Annotated in this window: 16 protein-coding genes; 9 read left to right on the forward strand and 7 right to left on the reverse strand. The window is 73.3% G+C overall.

Annotated features, from left to right (window positions below):
* The first annotated feature begins 24 nt into the window (after positions 1–24).
* Complete coding sequence (locus ACZ6PY_RS04640; RefSeq protein ID WP_466069172.1) at positions 25–1,023, forward strand: ArsR/SmtB family transcription factor; 999 nt, start codon at positions 25–27, stop codon at positions 1,021–1,023.
* 17 nt (positions 1,024–1,040) lie between these two features.
* On the opposite strand, the gene ACZ6PY_RS04645 is transcribed toward ACZ6PY_RS04640, so the two are convergent.
* Complete coding sequence (locus ACZ6PY_RS04645) at positions 1,041–2,126, reverse strand: coenzyme F420-0:L-glutamate ligase (protein ID WP_466069174.1); 1,086 nt, start codon at positions 2,124–2,126, stop codon at positions 1,041–1,043.
* The gene (gene cofD, locus ACZ6PY_RS04650) at positions 2,123–3,070 is read right to left on the reverse strand and encodes a 2-phospho-L-lactate transferase (protein WP_466069176.1); all 948 of its coding nucleotides are present in this window, start codon (positions 3,068–3,070) and stop codon (positions 2,123–2,125) included. The genes ACZ6PY_RS04645 and cofD overlap by 4 nt, the downstream gene beginning before the upstream one ends.
* A 99-nt stretch (positions 3,071–3,169) precedes the next feature.
* On the opposite strand from cofD, the gene ACZ6PY_RS04655 reads away from it, so the two are divergent.
* From ACZ6PY_RS04655 to ACZ6PY_RS04680, 6 genes are all read left to right on the forward strand, one after another.
* The gene (locus ACZ6PY_RS04655; RefSeq protein WP_466069178.1) at positions 3,170–4,108 is read left to right on the forward strand and encodes a hypothetical protein; all 939 of its coding nucleotides are present in this window, start codon (positions 3,170–3,172) and stop codon (positions 4,106–4,108) included.
* Between the two features lie 80 nt (positions 4,109–4,188).
* Positions 4,189–6,696 (forward strand): bifunctional FO biosynthesis protein CofGH, encoded by a 2,508-nt coding sequence (locus ACZ6PY_RS04660; protein ID WP_466069180.1) that lies wholly within the window; start codon positions 4,189–4,191, stop codon positions 6,694–6,696.
* A gap of 153 nt (positions 6,697–6,849) precedes the next feature.
* Complete coding sequence (locus tag ACZ6PY_RS04665) at positions 6,850–7,131, forward strand: hypothetical protein (protein WP_466069182.1); 282 nt, start codon at positions 6,850–6,852, stop codon at positions 7,129–7,131.
* A gap of 90 nt (positions 7,132–7,221) precedes the next feature.
* Positions 7,222–8,619, forward strand: a complete 1,398-nt coding sequence (locus ACZ6PY_RS04670) for a DUF4331 domain-containing protein (protein ID WP_466069183.1) — start codon at positions 7,222–7,224, stop codon at positions 8,617–8,619.
* A 13-nt stretch (positions 8,620–8,632) separates the two neighbouring features.
* Positions 8,633–8,974 carry a phospholipase gene (locus ACZ6PY_RS04675; protein WP_466069185.1) on the forward strand — a complete coding sequence of 114 codons (342 nt, stop codon included), beginning with the start codon at positions 8,633–8,635 and terminating at the stop codon, positions 8,972–8,974.
* A 492-nt stretch (positions 8,975–9,466) separates the two neighbouring features.
* Positions 9,467–9,727 carry a WhiB family transcriptional regulator gene (locus ACZ6PY_RS04680; protein ID WP_013284161.1) on the forward strand — a complete coding sequence of 87 codons (261 nt, stop codon included), beginning with the start codon at positions 9,467–9,469 and terminating at the stop codon, positions 9,725–9,727.
* A 102-nt stretch (positions 9,728–9,829) separates the two neighbouring features.
* On the opposite strand, the gene ACZ6PY_RS04685 is transcribed toward ACZ6PY_RS04680, so the two are convergent.
* Entirely contained in the window at positions 9,830–10,279 is a 450-nt protein-coding gene (locus ACZ6PY_RS04685) for a metallopeptidase family protein (protein WP_466069187.1), read from the reverse strand.
* 153 nt (positions 10,280–10,432) lie between these two features.
* Here ACZ6PY_RS04685 and ACZ6PY_RS04690 point away from each other — a divergent pair, with 153 nt between their 5' ends.
* A complete protein-coding gene (locus ACZ6PY_RS04690; RefSeq protein WP_466069189.1) occupies positions 10,433–10,804 on the forward strand; it encodes a DUF3499 domain-containing protein in 372 nt (123 codons plus the stop codon).
* Between the two features lie 424 nt (positions 10,805–11,228).
* Here ACZ6PY_RS04690 and ACZ6PY_RS04695 read toward each other — a convergent pair whose 3' ends face one another.
* The 4 genes from ACZ6PY_RS04695 to ACZ6PY_RS04710 all read right to left on the reverse strand — a co-directional run bounded on the left by ACZ6PY_RS04695 (position 11,229) and on the right by ACZ6PY_RS04710 (position 15,334).
* Complete coding sequence (locus tag ACZ6PY_RS04695; protein ID WP_466069191.1) at positions 11,229–12,605, reverse strand: NAD(P)/FAD-dependent oxidoreductase; 1,377 nt, start codon at positions 12,603–12,605, stop codon at positions 11,229–11,231.
* Positions 12,605–13,342: a pyridoxamine 5'-phosphate oxidase family protein gene (locus ACZ6PY_RS04700; RefSeq protein ID WP_466069193.1), complete on the reverse strand. Its 738-nt coding sequence runs from the start codon at positions 13,340–13,342 to the stop codon at positions 12,605–12,607. Before ACZ6PY_RS04700 ends, ACZ6PY_RS04695 begins: the two co-directional genes overlap by 1 nt.
* Entirely contained in the window at positions 13,327–14,673 is a 1,347-nt protein-coding gene (locus ACZ6PY_RS04705) for an aspartate aminotransferase family protein (protein WP_262286614.1), read from the reverse strand. The genes ACZ6PY_RS04700 and ACZ6PY_RS04705 overlap by 16 nt, the downstream gene beginning before the upstream one ends.
* Positions 14,674–14,821: 148 nt before the next feature.
* Positions 14,822–15,334 carry an Lrp/AsnC family transcriptional regulator gene (locus tag ACZ6PY_RS04710; protein ID WP_151464013.1) on the reverse strand — a complete coding sequence of 171 codons (513 nt, stop codon included), beginning with the start codon at positions 15,332–15,334 and terminating at the stop codon, positions 14,822–14,824.
* Positions 15,335–15,541: 207 nt separating this feature from the next.
* On the opposite strand from ACZ6PY_RS04710, the gene ACZ6PY_RS04715 reads away from it, so the two are divergent.
* The gene (locus ACZ6PY_RS04715; protein ID WP_466069195.1) at positions 15,542–16,726 is read left to right on the forward strand and encodes an ABC transporter substrate-binding protein; all 1,185 of its coding nucleotides are present in this window, start codon (positions 15,542–15,544) and stop codon (positions 16,724–16,726) included.
* Positions 16,727–16,730: the final 4 nt, after the last annotated feature.

The following is a 16,730-nucleotide window of genomic DNA, read 5'->3' on the forward strand; positions in this document are numbered from 1 at the left end:
CCTCTGTCCGCCCGGGAGAGCTCCATGCTGAAGGTCATTTTCTCCCGCGAGGACATCCTGCGGACCAGGGTGGCGCCCGTCGCGGACCCGGTCTGGGAACTGGTCCTCAGCCTGCACCTGCTCCAGGGGCGCGGGCGTGACCCGCTGCTGACCGCGTGGCGACGCACCGTGGCCCGCGGGCTGCGGACGGACACCGCCGCCGACAGCTACCGCCTGCTGCTCGCGCTCAACCCGCCCCGCGGCTACTTCCCGGACTTCCTCACCCCCTACGCCAGCAAGGACGGTCTGGACGCCGGGCTGGAGGCGGTTCGCGGCACCCCGGCCGACCTGCTCCGCCGCGACCTCACCCGGCTCGCCGAGGAGAACGCGCTCCCGGCGTCGGCGAGCGCCCTGGCCCGCGGCGAGCCCGAGGTGCTGAGCCACCTGACCGACTCGATGGTCCGGTACCAGTCGCTCGCCGTCACCCCGTACTGGTCCCGGATCCAGGCCGCCGTGGAGGCGGACCGCGCGCGGCGCGCCCGGGCCATGCTCGACGGCGGCGCCGAGGGGCTGCTGGCCAGCCTGCGGCCGAGCATGCGCTGGGCCGACGGAGTGTTGGAGGTCCTCGACTACCCGGACAGCCGGGAACTGCACCTCGACGGCCGGGGACTGCTGCTCGTCCCGTCGTTCTTCTGCGCCCGCACCCCGGTCGCGCTCCTCGACCCGAGCCTGCCGCCGGTGCTGGTCTATCCCGTCGACCGGCTCGGCGGCCTCATGCCGGAGCCGGGTGGCGGCCGGGACGCCGACTCCGCCCAGCGGGAGGCGCTGGCCGCCCTGCTCGGCCGGACCCGCGCGGCCGTGCTGGAGGCCGCCGACGAGGGCTGCACCACCGGCGAGGTCGCCCGCCGGCTGCGCATCTCCGCCGCCGCGGCCAGCCAGCACACCAGCGTGCTGCGCAACGCCGGCCTGCTGGTCAGCCACCGCGACCGCAACACCGTGCTGCACACCCTGACCCCGCTGGGCCGGGCCGTCCTCGACGCCTGAGGCCGCCGGGGGCGAGATCAGACGGCCAGGGCCGCGCTGGCGGTGCTTCCCGGCGGCGGGGGGAGCAGCGCCGACGGGACGGCCTCGGCGGCCAGCGCGGTGCGCAGGCGTTGCAGGTCGGCGCCGAAACGGACCAGGTCCGCCGCGTCGACCGGGGCCGGTGGCGTGCCGAGGACCAGGCCGGTGGCCCGCGCCGGCCAGCCGGGCACGGTGGCGACCAGTCCGGCACGTACCTCGTCGTCGGTGACGTGGGTGAAGACGGTGCCGGGCGCGACCACGCCGGCGACCGCGGCGATCGCCCGGTCCACGGCGGCCGGGTCGGCCGGGCCCGGGCCGGGGCCGTCGGCCAGGGTGGCCGCCTCCCGCAGGCCGGCGGCGCGCGCCTCCGCGGTGCCGAGGGAGAACAGATCCAGCGACGCGTCCCGGACCAGGGCGGCGGCGCCCTCGTCGTCGTCCCGGGTCTCCCCCAGGTAGCCGCGGATCACCGCGACCGGCACCTGGTCGCACTTGCCCTTGATCAGCTCACCGGCCGCGGCCAGCTCGTCGACCACGGCCATCTGGGTGAGCTGCAGTTCGTTGCCGTAGGGGTCGATCTCGCCCCGGTGGTCGCGGATCGCCGGCATGCCGGCCACCCCGAGCGCCACGTCGGTGAGCCCGTTGCGCCACGGCCGGCCCATCGTGTCGCTCACGATGACCGCGACGTCGAGGTCGTACCGCTCGCGCAGGGTGGCGCGCAGCGCGCGGGCGGAGGCGTCCGGGTCCTTGGGCAGCAGCACCAGCCGGGTCTTGTCCACGTTGGACGCGTCGATGCCGGCGGAGGCCATCACGAACCCGTGATGGGTCTGCACGATCCGGGTGGCGCCGCGGGTGGCCACCACGCGGGCGGTCTCCCCGGCCAGCACCTCGTCCCGGGCGGCCAGCCGCTCCGGCCCGTCGGCCGGCACGTCGACCAGCCGACCCTCCGCCTTCGACACGACCTTGCTGGTCACCACCAGCACGTCGCCGTCGCGCAGCCAGGGCGCCGCGGTGGCGATCAGCGCCGCCAGGTCGTCGCCCTCGGTCACGTCCCCGATGCCGGGCACCGGCAGGATCTCCAGCCTCACATCAGCTCCAACGCGGCTCGGACCATCGCCACCGTCGCCGCCTCGTCGGTCATCCGCAGGGGCGCGGCGCGCACGGTCACCTCCGGCACCGCGGTGCCCTCGTCCTCCGTCGCGACCAGCCAGCCGTCGAGCAGGCCGCCGGCCGAACGGCCACCGTAGAGGCCGCCCACCCCGGCCGCGCTGCACTCGACGCCGTGCACGGACAGGCAGCGGTCGGCCATGCCGCGGACCGGTGCGCCGCCGATGATCGGGGACACTCCGACGACCGGGGCCGGCCCCTCGGCGATCGCGTCCCGCAGCCCCGGCACGGCCAGGATCGGCGCGATGCTCACCACGGGATTGCTGGGTGCGACGAGCACCACGTCGGCCGCCCGGACCGCGTCCAGCACGCCGGGCGCCGGCTTCGCCGACTCCGCGCCGACGAAGACGAACCGGTGCGTCGGCACGTCCGCCCGGTGGCGGACCCACCACTCCTGGAAGTGGATCGCCCGCTGGCCGCCGTCCAGGTCGACCACGACATGGGTCTCCAGCCGGTCGTCGGTGGCCGGCAGCAGGCGTACGCCGGGCTGCCAGCGGGTGGACAGCGCCTCGGTGACCTGGGACAGCGGGTAGCCGGCGTTGAGCATGGTGGTGCGGACCAGATGGGTGGCCAGATCCTTGTCGCCCAGCCCGAACCAGGCCGGCTCGGCGCCGTACGCGGCCAGCTCGGACTTGACCGTCCAGGTCTCGCCCACGCGGCCCCAGCCCCGTTCCGGGTCGGCGCCCCCGCCCAGCGTGTACATGACGCTGTCCAGGTCGGGGCAGACCTTCAGCCCGTGCAGCAGCAGATCGTCGCCGACGTTGACCACGGCGGTCACCTCGGCCCCCACCTCCCGGGCGTACGCCCGGACGCCGAGCAGGAACCGGGCGCCCCCGATGCCGCCGGTCAGAACCACGATGCGCATGACGTCCATCCTTGCGCACGCGCCGCCGTCGATCGCCCGGTGGCCGGAGAGACTAGGCTCACTTCGGCAACTGTCCGTTTTCGTCCCCAGGGGGAGTCCGTGACCAGCCCCGCCGAGCCCGCGTCGGGCGACACCACGCAGGCCAGCCAGTTGACCAAGCCGCTGCGCGAACTGGCCGCGCTCGTCCTGCTCGGCGCGAACGCCGTGCTGCTCTTCGTCGGCCTGCTGCGCCTGCTGGTGCCGGTCGACGACTACAGCACGTTCAGCGGCCGGGCCGGGAGCACCTACTTCGCCTTCATCGGCCTGGAGTCGACAGTCCTGCCGGTGCTGGCCGTGCTGCTGGCCACCCACGTCCGCCCGGTGCTGCCGAAGGCGAAGCTGATCACCCAGGTCGCGCTTGTCGAGTACGCCGTCGCCGCGGTGTTCGGCGCGCTGACCCTCCTGATCTGGCTGGTCGGCCGGCTCGCCGACGGGGAGGTGCTGGACGCCTTCCTCGGCCTGCTCACCCGGCTGGCCTGGCTGGCCGTGTTCGCGATCGCCGCGTTCGTGGTCTTCAAGGTCTGGCGGACCCTCTACTACGTCCCGAAGCCGAAGCCGCAGCCCGGTGTCTACGGCCAGGCGCAGCCCGGCTGGCCGCAGCAGCCCGGCCACCCCGGCGGCTACCCGGCCCCGGGCGGTTACCCCGGCGCGCCGCAGCAGCCGGGCGGCTACCCCCAGCCCGGCCCGTACGGCCCGGCGCAGCCCGCGCCGCCGTTCAACACCGCCCCGCCGCACGCGCCACAGTCGAGCCCGCCGTTCGGCGCCCCGCAGTCGAGCCCGCCGTTCGGCGCCCCGCAGTCGGGTCCGCCGTTCGCCGGGCCGCAGTCCGCGCCCCCGTACGGCGGTGCCCCGCACACGGCGCCGCCCTTCGGTCAGCCGCCGTCGGCGGACCCGACCCAGGCGATCCCGCGCCAGCCGGCCGACCCCGGCCAGCCGGCCCCGCCGGACGGTGACCGCACGCAGCGCTTCGACCGGGAGGACCCGAACTTCCCGCGCTGAGATCCCGCTTTCCCGGCCAGCCGCCCGCCTCCTCGTCGGGGGCGGGCGGGTCGGGACCGGCCAGCGCATAGGCTGGGCGGATGGTTGATCGCACCGAGCCCGTGCCGACCGAGGCGAGCGTCCGGCGGGCCCTGGGCCGGGCCGCCACCGGCCGGGCGCTGGACGTGGCCGAGGCGAGCGCGCTGCTCACCGCGCGTGGCGCGGCCCTGGACGAGCTGCTTCGGATCGCCGGGGAGATCCGCGACGCCGGGCTGCGGGAGGCCGGCCGCCCGGGCGTCGTCACCTTCTCCAAGAAGGTGTTCATCCCGCTGACCCGGCTGTGCCGGGATCGCTGCCACTACTGCACGTTCGCCACGGTGCCGCACCGGCTGCCGGCCGCGTACCTGGAGAAGGACGAGGTCCTGGCCATCGCCCGGGAAGGCGCCGCGCAGGGCTGCAAGGAGGCGCTGTTCACCCTGGGCGACCGCCCGGAGGAGCGCTGGCCGGCGGCCCGGCGGTGGCTGGACGAGCGGGGCTACGACTCCACCCTCGACTACCTGCGCGCCTGCGCCGTGGCCGTGCTGGAGGAGACCGGCCTGCTGCCGCACCTCAACCCGGGCGTGCTGTCCTGGTCGGAGCTGCAGCGGCTCAAGCCGGTCGCGCCGAGCATGGGCATGATGCTGGAGACCACCGCCACCCGGCTCTGGTCGGAGCCGGGCGGCCCGCACTACGGCTCTCCCGACAAGGAGCCGGCGGTGCGGCTGCGGGTGCTCGACGACGCCGGCCGGGTCGGCGTGCCGTTCACCACCGGGCTGCTGATCGGCATCGGGGAGACCCTGGCCGAGCGGGTCGACGCGCTCTTCGCCATCCGCCGGGCGCACCGGGAGTACGGCCACCTGCAGGAGGTTATCGTGCAGAACTTCCGCGCCAAGCCGGACACCGCCATGCGTGGGATGCCCGACGCGGAGCTGCACGACCTCGCGGCCACGGTGGCGGTGGCCCGGGTGCTGCTCGGCCCGAAGGCCCGGATCCAGGCACCGCCCAACCTCATCGAGGGCGAGTACGACCTGCTGCTGCGCGCCGGCATCGACGACTGGGGCGGCGTCTCGCCGGTCACCCCGGACCACGTCAACCCCGAGCGCCCCTGGCCGCACCTGGACGAGCTGGCCCGGCGCACCGGGCAGGCCGGCTTCACCCTGCGCGAGCGGCTGACCGTCTACCCGGAGTACGTCCGGGCCGGCGACCCCTGGCTCGACCCGCGCCTGCTGCCGCACGTCACCGCCCTGGCCGACCCGGAGACCGGGCTGGCCGTCGAGGCGGCGCTGCCGGTGGGCCGGCCGTGGCAGGAGCCGGAGGAGGTGTTCGGCGGCCGGACCGACCTGCACGTCACCATCGACACCACCGGCCGGACCGGGGACCGGCGGGGCGACTTCGACGACGTCTACGGCGACTGGTCGGAGGTGGCCGCGAAGGTCGCCGTGCCGGCCGCCGTGACCAGCGACCCCGACCTGCGGGCCGGTCTGCGGCTGGCCGCCGACGACCCGGCCGCGCTGCTCGAACCGGCGCACGAGGCGCTGGCGCTGGCGCTGTTCGGCGCGGACGGCCCGGCGCTGGACGAGCTGTGCCGGATCGCCGACGACGTGCGGCGGGACGCGGTCGGCGACGACGTCACCTACGTGGTCAACCGCAACATCAACTTCACGAACGTCTGCTACGTGGGCTGCCGGTTCTGCGCCTTCGCCCAGCGCGAGAGCGACGCCGACGCGTTCCGGCTCTCCGTGGCGCAGGTCGCCGACCGGGCCGAGGAGGCGTGGGCGGCCGGCGCCACCGAGGTCTGCCTCCAGGGCGGCATCGACCCGAAGCTGCCGGTCACCGGCTACGCCGACATCATCCGGGCGATCAAGACGCGGGTGCCGGGGATGCACGTCCACGCGTTCTCCCCCATGGAGATCGTCACCGCCGCCGCCAAGGCGGGCGTGCCCGTGAAGGAGTGGCTGCTCCAGCTGCGCGAGGCCGGCCTGGACACGATCCCGGGCACCGCCGCCGAGATCCTCGACGACGAGGTGCGCTGGGTGCTCACGAAGGGCAAACTGCCGGCCGCCGCCTGGGTCGAGGTGGTCGGCACGGCCCACGAGCTGGGCATCCGCTCCAGCTCCACCATGATGTACGGCCACGTCGACCACCCCGGCCAGTGGCTGGCCCACTTCCGGGTGCTGGCCGGCCTGCAGGACCGCACGGGCGGCTTCACCGAGTTCGTGGCGCTGCCGTTCGTGCACACCAACGCGCCGATCTACCTGGCCGGCATCGCCCGTCCCGGCCCGACCTGGCGCGAGAACCGGGTCGTGCACGCGATGGCGCGGCTGCTGCTGCACGGCCGCATCGCCAACATCCAGTGCTCCTGGGTGAAGCTCGGCGACGCCGGCACGGTCGCCATGCTCCAGGGTGGCTGCAACGACCTGGGCGGCACCCTCATGGAGGAGACCATCTCCCGCATGGCCGGCTCGGGCAACGGCTCGGCCCGCACCGAGGAGCAGCTCCGGGGGATCGCGGCGGCGGCGGGCCGACCGGTCCGCAAGCGGACGACCGCGTACGGTCACGTCGGCGCGTAGCGTCGAACCTTTCCCCGCCGCCGGCCGTACCAGTGGATGCCGGCGGCGGTTGCGGCGAGGACCGCCGCCGGCATCCCCGAGCCCGGGGCACCCGGCGGCGTCCGGGCCCCGGTCCAGCGTGGGCGCTACGGCGCCGGCCCGGAAAGGTTGCCCATGACCACTGATGAGCCGAAGCGGCGGCCCTGGCCGCGACTGACCCGTCGGCAGACGTTGACCGCCGCCGCGAGCGCCACCCTGGGCGCCGCCGCACTCACCGTGCCGGGCCTGTCCGCCGCGCAGAACGCCCCCTCCGCGGGCCGGCGTGACGAGCCGATCGTGGTCCACGTCCGCGACGCGGCCTCCGGCGCGCTGGACGTCTTCGTCGGCACGACCCGGATCCAGGTACGCGACCGCGGCCTGGCCGACCGCCTGGTCCGCGCCGCCGCACGGCGCTGATCGCCCCCGCGCCCCCGGCGCGGCCCTCCCGGCGCGGGCTCCCGGCGCCGGTACCGACTTCCGTTACTCCCGACGAAGGTGTGGTCCGCCATGTCCTCTCACCGTGAGGCCCCGGAGATAGCCAAGGATCCGGTCGCCGACAGCTCCGACCTGTACGCGTTCGTCAGCCCGAGCCAGCCCGACACGGTCACGTTGATCGCCAACTACGTGCCGGTGCAGCTTCCCTCCGGCGGCCCCAACTTCTTCGAGTTCGGCGACGACGTCCGGTACGAGATTCACGTCGACAACGACGGCGACGGAAATCCGGACGTCACCTATCGTTTCGAATTCACCACGGAGATCTCGAATCCGAACAGCTTTCTTTACAACACCGGGCCGATCGAGTCGCTGGACAGCAAGAACTGGAACCGGCGCCAGTTCTACCGGCTGACCCGGATCGCCGACGGCCGGGAGCACGTGCTGGCGCACAAGCTGCCCTGCCCGCCGTGCAACGTGGGGCCGCTGTCCACGCCCGGGTACCAGAACCTGGTGCGGCAGGCGACGTTCCGGCTGTCGACCGGGGAGAAGGTCTTCGCCGGCCAGCGGGCCGACGGCTTCTTCGTCGACCTGGGCGCCATCTTCGACCTCGGCACGCTGCGCCCCTTCCAGCAGCTGCACGTGGCCGGCAAGAAACTGTTCAAGACCGAGGGCGAGCCGGTCAACGCGCTGGACCGGTTGAACGTGCACAGCATCGCCGTGCAGGTCCCGCTCGCCAAGGTCCGGCGCAAGGCCAGCCGGTACGGCTACGCCGACCGCGCCTCGACCATCGGCGTCTGGACGACGGCCTCCCGCCAGCAGGTCCGCGTCCTCGGCGACCGGGCCGCCGCGGACACGGCCGCCGGCCCCTTCACCCAGGTCTCCCGGCTGGGCAACCCTCTATTCAACGAGGTCGTCGTGCCGATGTCCAAGAAGGACCTGTGGAACACGCTGCCGCCCACCGAGGACAAGCGGTTCGCGCAGTTCGTCGAGCATCCCGAGCTGGCCGCGCTCCTGCCCGCGCTGTACCCGGGCGTGTTCCCCAACCTGGACGCGCTGAACAAGTCGAAGAAGCCGCGGGCCGACCTGGTGGCGATCCTGCTCACCGGCGTGCCGGCCGGGCTGATCGACGGCTTCGCCAACACCACCGGGGACCTGCAGGCCGACATGCTGCGGCTGAACACGGCGATCCGGCCCAGCCCCAAGCCGGACCGCTTCGGCGTGCTCGGCGGTGACCTGGCGGGCTTCCCGAACGGCCGGCGGGTAGGTGACGACGTGGTCACCATCGCGTTGCGGGCCATCGCCGGGCTCACCGTGCCGCTTGTCGACAAGACGTTCAAGCCGGACGCGGCGGCGACCGCCGTGACCCCGGGCCTGAGCGCCGCCGACGTGACCGCGCCCTTCCTGGGCGATTTCCCGTTCCTCGGCACGCCGTACGACGGGTTCAACAACCCGCCGGTGAAGAAGTCCTGAGCGGGGAGGGCACGTGCACGGCCAGCACCACACCCTCGGCCCCTCGGAGAGCGGCAGCGTCGTGCTCGACCTGGGCGGCGACTCCGGCGCACTGATCATCCACACCGGACGCGAGCTGCACGGCCGCGAGATCGAGATCAGCCGCGCCGACCGGGACGAGCCGCGCACCCACTCGGCCGTACGCGAACGGCACGTCCGCGACGGGGTGGTCCACAGCGCCGTCTACCCGGACCTGCCGGCCGGTCTCTATACCGTCTGGTGGGACGACAACACCCCCGCCGGCGCGATCCCGGTGACCGGCGGCGCGATCGCCGAATTCGTCTGGCCGGCCAGCTCACCGCCGGGAATGGACTGACCGGCCACGCAGCCGCCCGGCCGCGCCTCGTCCACATCGTGGGCGGGGCGCGGCCGGCGTCTGCGGCCTCGACGGGCGGTACCGTCCGGGTCGGGTTAACCTTGTGCCCCACAAATGCTGATCTTGGACGGTGTCACGACGACCGCCCGGGCGCGGCCCGCCGGAAGCCTCCACCGGGGGCCACCGGGGGTGTCCACACCGGTGCGCCACGGCAGAAAACTTGGGGAACTCGCCGGGGAGGGCGTTACTCGTCCGGGGTCTGAATCGATAGGGCAGGTTGCGAGGGTCGGGCGGCCACCACGGCCGTCCGGAACGTGTCGGGAGGGCGACTCCATTATCAAGTTTGGCTTGACGGCGCACGCATTACACGCGTGTAATTTGAATGGGGTTGTTCGCGCGGAACGCAACAAATTGTGACCGGACGAACAAGCACGCCTTTCGCGTGGGGGGTTGCAGCGGCGATGACGCCGGTGCGCGACAAGGAGGCAACGGATGGACGGCCAGCTCGAGGTGGCCGACCTGCTCGGAAACGCGCCGGAGTGGCAGGAGCGGGCGCTGTGCTCGCAGACCGACCCGGAGGCGTTTTTTCCCGAGAAGGGCGGCTCGACCCGCGAGGCGAAGCGCATCTGCTCGCGGTGTGAAGTGAAGACGGAGTGTCTCGAATACGCGCTCGGCCACGACGAGCGGTTCGGGATCTGGGGTGGGCTCTCCGAGCGGGAGCGGCGCAAGCTCAAGCGGCGGGTCGCCGCCTGACGCGCGTACCGGACCGGGTGGTGGGGGCCGCCCGGGGCCCGGGGCCGACGACCCGGCCGGCGGGGGCCGGCCGGGACGCGGCGACGGTCGGCGGGGGCCGGCTCAGGCCAGTTCGTCGGGGTCGACGCCGAGCAGGTTCGCCGCCTGCTCGATGATCACGTCGTGCACGAGGTCCGCGAGGTCCTCGCGGTCCATGGCGCGGAACTCGAGCGGCCGCCGGTAGAGCACGATCCGCGGCGGCACCTCCTGCCGGCCCGGGCGACCGGGCAGCAGGCGGGCGAGCGGCACCTCGCCGTCCTCCAGCACGTCCGAGTCGTAGACGTTCAAGTCCGGCGGGACGTCCTCGACGGCGAACTCGACCCCGGCCAACTCCTTGGCGAAGCGGCGTTCGAGCGTCTCCACCGTGTCCAGCACCAGGTCGTCGAAGACCTCGGCCTTGGTCCGCGCCAGCGGCACGGTGGCCGGTACCAGCCGCCCCCGCAGGCCCCGCCCGTGGCGGTCGCGGTGGGTGCGCCGGCCGGAGCCGGGGCGGCGGTTTTCCGGGCTCGTCATGACGCACAGGGTAGCCCGCGCACCCGGGCCGCCCGCCGTCGCGCCGCCGGCCCGGCGCGCCGAGCGGCCGATCGGACGAATGTGATCACCATGACGGGCGTGTCGCAACGCGAAGCGGTGCGCCGCACCCGGTAATGGAGATACCCTGCCGCCGTGAGGTCACCACGGCGCTGCTCCCGTAACGGCTGCCCCCGGCAAGCGGTCGCCACATTGACCTATGTCTACAACGAGTCCACGGCCGTGGTGGGACCCCTCGCCGCGTTCGCCGAGCCGCACACGTACGACCTGTGCGAGCCGCACGCCCGCAACCTGACCGCCCCGCGCGGCTGGGACGTGGTGCGCCACGAGGGCGAGTTCGAGCCCCCGCCGCCCACCACCGACGACCTGGTCGCCCTGGCCGAGGCCGTCCGCGAGGCCGCCCGCCCGGCGCCTCCACGCCCGCCGTCGGACAACGACCACCCGACCCCCCAGGCCCCACAACAGGGCCGCCGCGGCCACCTACGCGTAATCCCCCCAAACCACTAAACCCGGCCCCCACGCCCGCCGGCGCCCCGCCCCGCGCCCACCGGCGTCCCGCCCTCGCCCGGCCGGCGTCCCGCCCTCGCCCGGCCGGCGTCCGGCCCTGTCCTGGCCGGCGTCGGCCCCCCGCCCGCCGGCATCCGACCCGCGCCCGCCGGCGTCCCGCCTCGCGCCCGCCGGCGTCCCGCCCTGGCCCGGCCGGCCCCGGTGATCATGAAGTTATTGCCCTCCGCCTCGGCGTGTCGTGGCAATAACTTCATGATCAACGCTCGAGCGGGGGCGCGGGGGCGGGGACGCGTCCCGGCCGGGGGTCGCCGAAGGCGGTGATCATGAGGTTGGCGGCGGGTTTGATCTCCTTTGGTGCCGCTAACTTCATGATCGACGGGGTTCCGGTGGCCGGCGAGGGTGGGCGGGTGGGTGGGTGGTGGGGTTAGTGGCCTAGGAGGTGGGAGAAGGCGGCGGCTCGGCGGGACGGGCGGTTGGTGCGTCGTTCCGCTTCGTCGGCGGAGAACATGACCTTCAGGCCGGCGTTGACCGCGAGCCAGCGCAGGGGTTCCGGCTCCCATCGGGGGGAGCGGTGGTTGACCCAGGGGAGGGCCGTCAGGTCGGTCTGCTCGCCGCGGATCAGGTCGGCAAGGGTACGGCCGGCAAGGTTGCTCGTGCCGACGCCGTCGCCGACGTAGCCGCCCGCCCAGCCGAGTCCGGTCGACCGGTCCAGCCCCACCGAGGCGGCCCAGTCGCGGGCCACGCCGAGCGGCCCGCCCCAGGTGTGCGTGACCGGGACGTCCGGGCCCAGCACCGGGAAGAGGTCGCCGAGCACGTGCCGCAGTGCCGTGAAGACCCGGGGCTCCCGGTCGAAGTCGGGGCAGACCCGGGAGCCGTAGTGGTAGGGGGCGCCCCGCCCGCCGAAGGCGAGCCGGCCGTCGGCGGTGCGCTGGCCGTAGACGATGACGTGCCGGTAGTCGGAGAACGTCTCCCGCTCGGCCAGCCCGATCTCCGCCCAGGTCGCCTCGGGCAGCGGTGCGGTGGCCACCATGAGCGAGTAGACCGGCGCGACGGCCCGCCGCTGGCCGGGCAGGGCCGGCGTGAAGCCCTCGGTGGCCCGGACCACCACCGGCGCGCGGACCACGCCGGCCGGCGTCACCGCCGCCCCGGGCCGCAGCGCGGTCACCGGGGTCCGCTCGAAGACCCGTACGCCCCGGCGTTCCACCGCCGCGGCCAGGCCCCGGACGAGCTTCGCCGGGTGCACGGCCGCGCAGTGCGGCGTGTACGTGCCGCCGCGTACCCCCTGGGCCTGGCAGCGGGCGGCGGCCTCGGCAGCGCCGAGCAGCACCAGGTCGGCGTCGTCGAGACCGTGCTCGCGGGCTTCCGCGACGGCGGCCCGGGCCCGGCCGAGCTGTACGTCGGTGCGGGCCAGCACCACGGTGCCGCCGGCCGTCCAGTCGCAGTCGATGCCCTCGGCGGCGACCACCCGGCCGACCTCGCGGACCGTCTCGTGCATGGCCCGCTGCATGGCGAGCGCCCGGTCGCGGCCGTGCCGGCGGGCCAGTGCCGGCAGGGAGGTGGGGAACAGGGCGGAGCACCAGCCGCCGTTGCGGCCGGAGGCGCCGTACCCGGCGATCTCCTTCTCCAGCACGACGATCCGCAGGGTCGGCTCGGCCGCGGCGAGGTAGTACGCGGTCCACAGCCCGGTGTAGCCGGCGCCCACGATCACCACGTCGGCGTCGGTGTCGCCGGGCAGGCCGGGGCGCGGCGTCAGCGGCTCGGCCACGGTGGACAGCCAGTACGACAGCTCCTGGTAGCGCATCACCACTCCGGTGGGGGCAGGTCGTGGCGCAGCCGCGGGTCGGGCTGCGGGGTCCCGTACGTCTCGACGACCGGCACCACCCCGGCCCAGACCGGCCGGTCGAGGTCGTCCTCGGGGTCGTCGGGCGGGCCGGCGCTGACCTTCACCGAGCACTCGTCCAGCGGCAGGGCGAGCACCAGCGTGGCGGCCAGCTCCTTCGGCGAGGGCGGCCGGATCTCGGCCCAGCGGCCGGGGAGCAGGTGCTCGGAGAGGCGGTGCAGCGCGGCCGCCTTCGCCTCGCCGCTGAGCGGGGTGAGGGTGCCGAGCACCATGGCGCAGCGGTAGTTCATCGAGGACTCGAAGGCGCTGCGGGCGAGCACCAGCCCGTCGAGCAGGGTGACGGTGAGGCAGGCCGGCGCGCCGGCGGCGAGGTGCCGGAACAGCCGGCTGCCGGTGGAGCCGTGCACGAGCACCCGCTCACCGTCCCGGGCGTACGCCACCGGCAGGGCGTACGGCTGGCCGCCGTCGGCGACGGCCAGGTGCGCGACCCGGCCGGCGTCGAGGACGGCGTGCAGCGTCGCCCGGTCGTGGACGGCCAGGTCGGGCAGCCGGCGTACCCGGGTCCGGTCGGTGCCCCCGACGGCGGCTGTCGCGGCCCGGTCCCCGGTGTCGCCGGCGGGGGGCCCGACGGGACGGGGCCGGCTCCCGGTGTCCCGGGAACCGGCCCCGTCCGGTCCGCCGGTCAGAGGCGCGACCATGCCTCGGTCAGCACGGCGCGCAGGATCTGCTCGATCTCGTCGAACTGCTGCTGCTGGGCGATCAGCGGCGGGGCGAGCTGCACCACGGGGTCGCCCCGGTCGTCGGCGCGGCAGTAGAGCCCGGCCTGGAAGAGCGCGGTGGAGAGGAAGCCGCGCAGCAGCCGCTCGGACTCGGCCTCGTCGAACGTCTCCCGGGTGGTCTTGTCCTTGACCAGCTCGATGCCGTAGAAGTAGCCGTCGCCCCGGACGTCGCCGACGATCGGCAGGTCGTTGAGCTTCTCCAGGGTGGACCGGAAGGCGCCCTCGTTGGCCCGGACGTGGCCGATGAGGTCCTCACGGGCGAAGACCTCCAGGTTGGCCAGGGCCACCGCGCAGGAGACCGGGTGGCCGCCGAAGGTCACCCCGTGCGCGAACATGCCGGTCTCGGTGAGGAACGGCTCCATCAGCCGCTCGCTGGCGATCATCGCGCCGAGCGGGGCGTAGCCCGAGGTGATGCCCTTGGCGGTGGTGATGATGTCCGGCTGGTAGCCGTACCGGACGGCGCCGAAGTACTCGCCGAGCCGGCCCCAGGAGCAGATCACCTCGTCGCTGACCAGCAGCACGTCGTACGCGTCGCAGATCTCCCGGACCCGCTCGAAGTAGCCGGGCGGCGGCGGGAAGCAGCCGCCGGAGTTCTGCACCGGCTCCAGGAAGACGGCGGCGACGGTGTCCGGTCCCTCCCGCTCGATGGCCCGGCCGATCTCCTCGGCGGCCCAGCGGCCGAACGCCTCGGGGTCGTCGCCGTGTTCGGGGGCCCGGTAGAAGTTGGTGTTCGGCACCTTGATGCCGCCGGGCACCAGCGGCTCGAAGTCGCTCTTGATGCCGGGCAGGCCGGTGATCGACAGCGCGCCCATCGAGGTGCCGTGGTAGGCGATGTAGCGGCTGACCACCTTGTACTTGTTCGGCTGGCCGGTGCGCTTGAAGTAGGCCCGGGCCAGCTTCCACGCCGCCTCGACGGCCTCGGAGCCGCCGGTGGTGAAGAAGACCCGGTTCAGGTCGCCGGGGGCCAGCGCGGCGACCTTCTCGGCCAGCTCGACGGCCTTGGGGTGGGCGTACGACCACAGTGGGAAGTAGGCCAGTTCGCCGGCCTGCTTGGCGGCCGCCTCGGCGAGTTCGGTCCGGCCGTGGCCGGCGTTGACGACGAAGAGCCCGGCGAGTCCGTCCAGGTACCGGCGGCCCTGCGAGTCCCAGACGTACGCGCCCTCGCCGCGCACGATGGTCGGGACCTCACCGGCGGAGTAGCTGGCCATCCGGGTGAAGTGCATCCAGAGGTGGTCGGTGGCGTTGGCCATGTCAGCCCCATCGGGTCTCGGGCCGGTCAGGGGTGACACCGGCCGCTCTGCCCACGGTTATCCCACAGCCAATGCCGATCACGCAAGCGTCGAGGGCGAACGGCAACGGATTCAGCGTGCGGTGTTTGTCACGGCAACGGAATCCGTATCAGGCGGTTCCCCAGCTGTAGGTCTGCTTGCGCAGCTTGAGGTAGACGAACGCCTCGGTGGAGACCACGCCCGGCACGCCGCGCAGCTTCTGGAGGATCTCCAGCAGGTGCTCGTCGTTGCGGCAGACCACCTCGGCCAGCAGGTCGAACGACCCCGCGGTGATCACCACGTAGTCGATCTCCTCGAACTCGGCCAGCCGGTCGGCGACGCTCTCCAGGTCGCCGTCGGTCCGCAGGCCGATCATGGCCTGGCGGGGGAAGCCGAGCTGGAGCGGATCGGTCACCGCCACGATCTGCATGACACCGGCGTCGAGCAGGCGCTGCACCCGCTGCCGCACGGCCGCCTCGGAGAGGCCGACCGCCTTGCCGATGGTCGCGTACGGGCGCCGCCCGTCCTCCTGGAGCTGCTCGATGATCTGCTTGGCCACGTCGTCGAGCAGAGCGTGACTCGCGCCTTCACGCACGGTCACGCGACGGCTGCCGTTGCCGTTCTCCAGTTGCCGGTTGGCCATCGTCCGCTCCCCATGTCCGAATCCTCGTGCTGAGCGTAGTGCCCCGGCGCAGTCTGGCGTATTTCGTGGTCGTTCGCTATTCCCGCAACGGAATCCCTTGTAAGGCAGGTCACGTCATGTCAGGATCAGTCGTCCATCGCCACTGACCCTCCCGCCGGCGCGCCACCCCCGTCCCGCCGCCGACGATGACCCCCGAGGAGTCGTCACATGCGTAGTCCCCTCCGGCACCTCACCCGGCGCGGTCTGCTCACCGGGACCCTGGGCTCGGCCGCGCTGCTCGCCACGGCGGGCACCCTGGCCGGCTGCGGCACCAAGGGCGCACAGCAGACCGAGGCCGGTTGCAAGAGCGACGACCTGTCCGCCACGGAGAAGAAGCTGGCCTTCTCGAACTGGCCGCAGTACATGGACGTGGACGAGAAGGACGAGTCCAAGCGTCCCACCCTGGACGCGTTCATCGCGAAGTCCGGGATCCAGGTGACGTACACCGAGGACGTCAACGACAACAACGAGTTCTTCGGCAAGGTGCAGAACCAGCTCGCCGGTTGTCAGACGACCGGCCGCGACATCATGGTCCTCACCGACTGGATGGCGGCCCGGATGATCCGGCTCGGCTGGATCCAGAAGCTCGACAAGGCGAAGCTGCCCAACGTCGAGGCGAACCTGCTGCCCTCACTGCGCGGCCGCTCCTTCGACAAGGACAACCAGCTCGCCATCCCGTGGCAGTCCGGCCTGGCCGGGCTCGCGTACAACGCCAAGGTGGCCAAGGAGATCCGCACGGTCGACGAGCTGCTCACCCGGCCCGACCTGAAGGGCAAGGTGACCGCGCTGTCGGAGATGCGGGACACCATGGGCCTGCTGCTCCAGTCGAACGGGCACGACCCGGCCAACTTCACCCCGGCGCAGTTCGACGACGCGCTGAACAAGCTGAAGAAGGCCGTGGACTCCAAGCAGATCCGCAAGTTCACCGGCAACGACTACGCCCCCGACCTGGCCAAGGGCGACATCGCCGCCTGCATCGGCTGGTCCGGCGACGTGATCCAGCTCGGCTTCGAGGACGAAAAGATCAAGTTCGTGGTGCCCGAGTCCGGCGTGATGCTCTGGTCGGACAACATGCTGGTGCCGAACAAGGCCAGCCACCGGGCCAACGCCGAAGAACTGATCAACTACTACTACGACCCGGCGGTCGCGGCGAAGCTGGCCGCCTACGTCAACTACATCTGCCCGGTCCAGGGGGCGCAGGCCGAGATGGAGAAGATCGACCCGGATCTGGCCGCCAACCCGCTCATCTTCCCGGACGACGCGATGCTGTCGAAGTCCAAGGTCTTCATGGCCCTGGACGAGAAGCAGGAGAAGGAGTACGAGACCAAGTTCCAGCAGGTCATCGGGGCGTGAGAGA

It is taken from the genome of Micromonospora sp. NPDC048907 (genome assembly GCF_055586885.1).

Coding starts and splice junctions, on each gene's coding strand:
- ACZ6PY_RS04685 (WP_466069187.1), bottom strand. CDS start 10,279: ATGACGAGCCCGGAAAACCGCCGCCCCGGCTCCGGCCGGCGCACCCAC.
- ACZ6PY_RS04715 (WP_466069195.1), top strand. CDS start 15,542: ATGCGTAGTCCCCTCCGGCACCTCACCCGGCGCGGTCTGCTCACCGGG.
- ACZ6PY_RS04710 (WP_151464013.1), bottom strand. CDS start 15,334: ATGGCCAACCGGCAACTGGAGAACGGCAACGGCAGCCGTCGCGTGACC.
- ACZ6PY_RS04670 (WP_466069183.1), top strand. CDS start 7,222: ATGTCCTCTCACCGTGAGGCCCCGGAGATAGCCAAGGATCCGGTCGCC.
- ACZ6PY_RS04665 (WP_466069182.1), top strand. CDS start 6,850: ATGACCACTGATGAGCCGAAGCGGCGGCCCTGGCCGCGACTGACCCGT.
- ACZ6PY_RS04640 (WP_466069172.1), top strand. CDS start 25: ATGCTGAAGGTCATTTTCTCCCGCGAGGACATCCTGCGGACCAGGGTG.
- ACZ6PY_RS04680 (WP_013284161.1), top strand. CDS start 9,467: ATGGACGGCCAGCTCGAGGTGGCCGACCTGCTCGGAAACGCGCCGGAG.
- ACZ6PY_RS04695 (WP_466069191.1), bottom strand. CDS start 12,605: ATGCGCTACCAGGAGCTGTCGTACTGGCTGTCCACCGTGGCCGAGCCG.
- ACZ6PY_RS04705 (WP_262286614.1), bottom strand. CDS start 14,673: ATGGCCAACGCCACCGACCACCTCTGGATGCACTTCACCCGGATGGCC.
- ACZ6PY_RS04700 (WP_466069193.1), bottom strand. CDS start 13,342: ATGGTCGCGCCTCTGACCGGCGGACCGGACGGGGCCGGTTCCCGGGAC.
- ACZ6PY_RS04660 (WP_466069180.1), top strand. CDS start 4,189: ATGGTTGATCGCACCGAGCCCGTGCCGACCGAGGCGAGCGTCCGGCGG.
- cofD (WP_466069176.1), bottom strand. CDS start 3,070: ATGCGCATCGTGGTTCTGACCGGCGGCATCGGGGGCGCCCGGTTCCTG.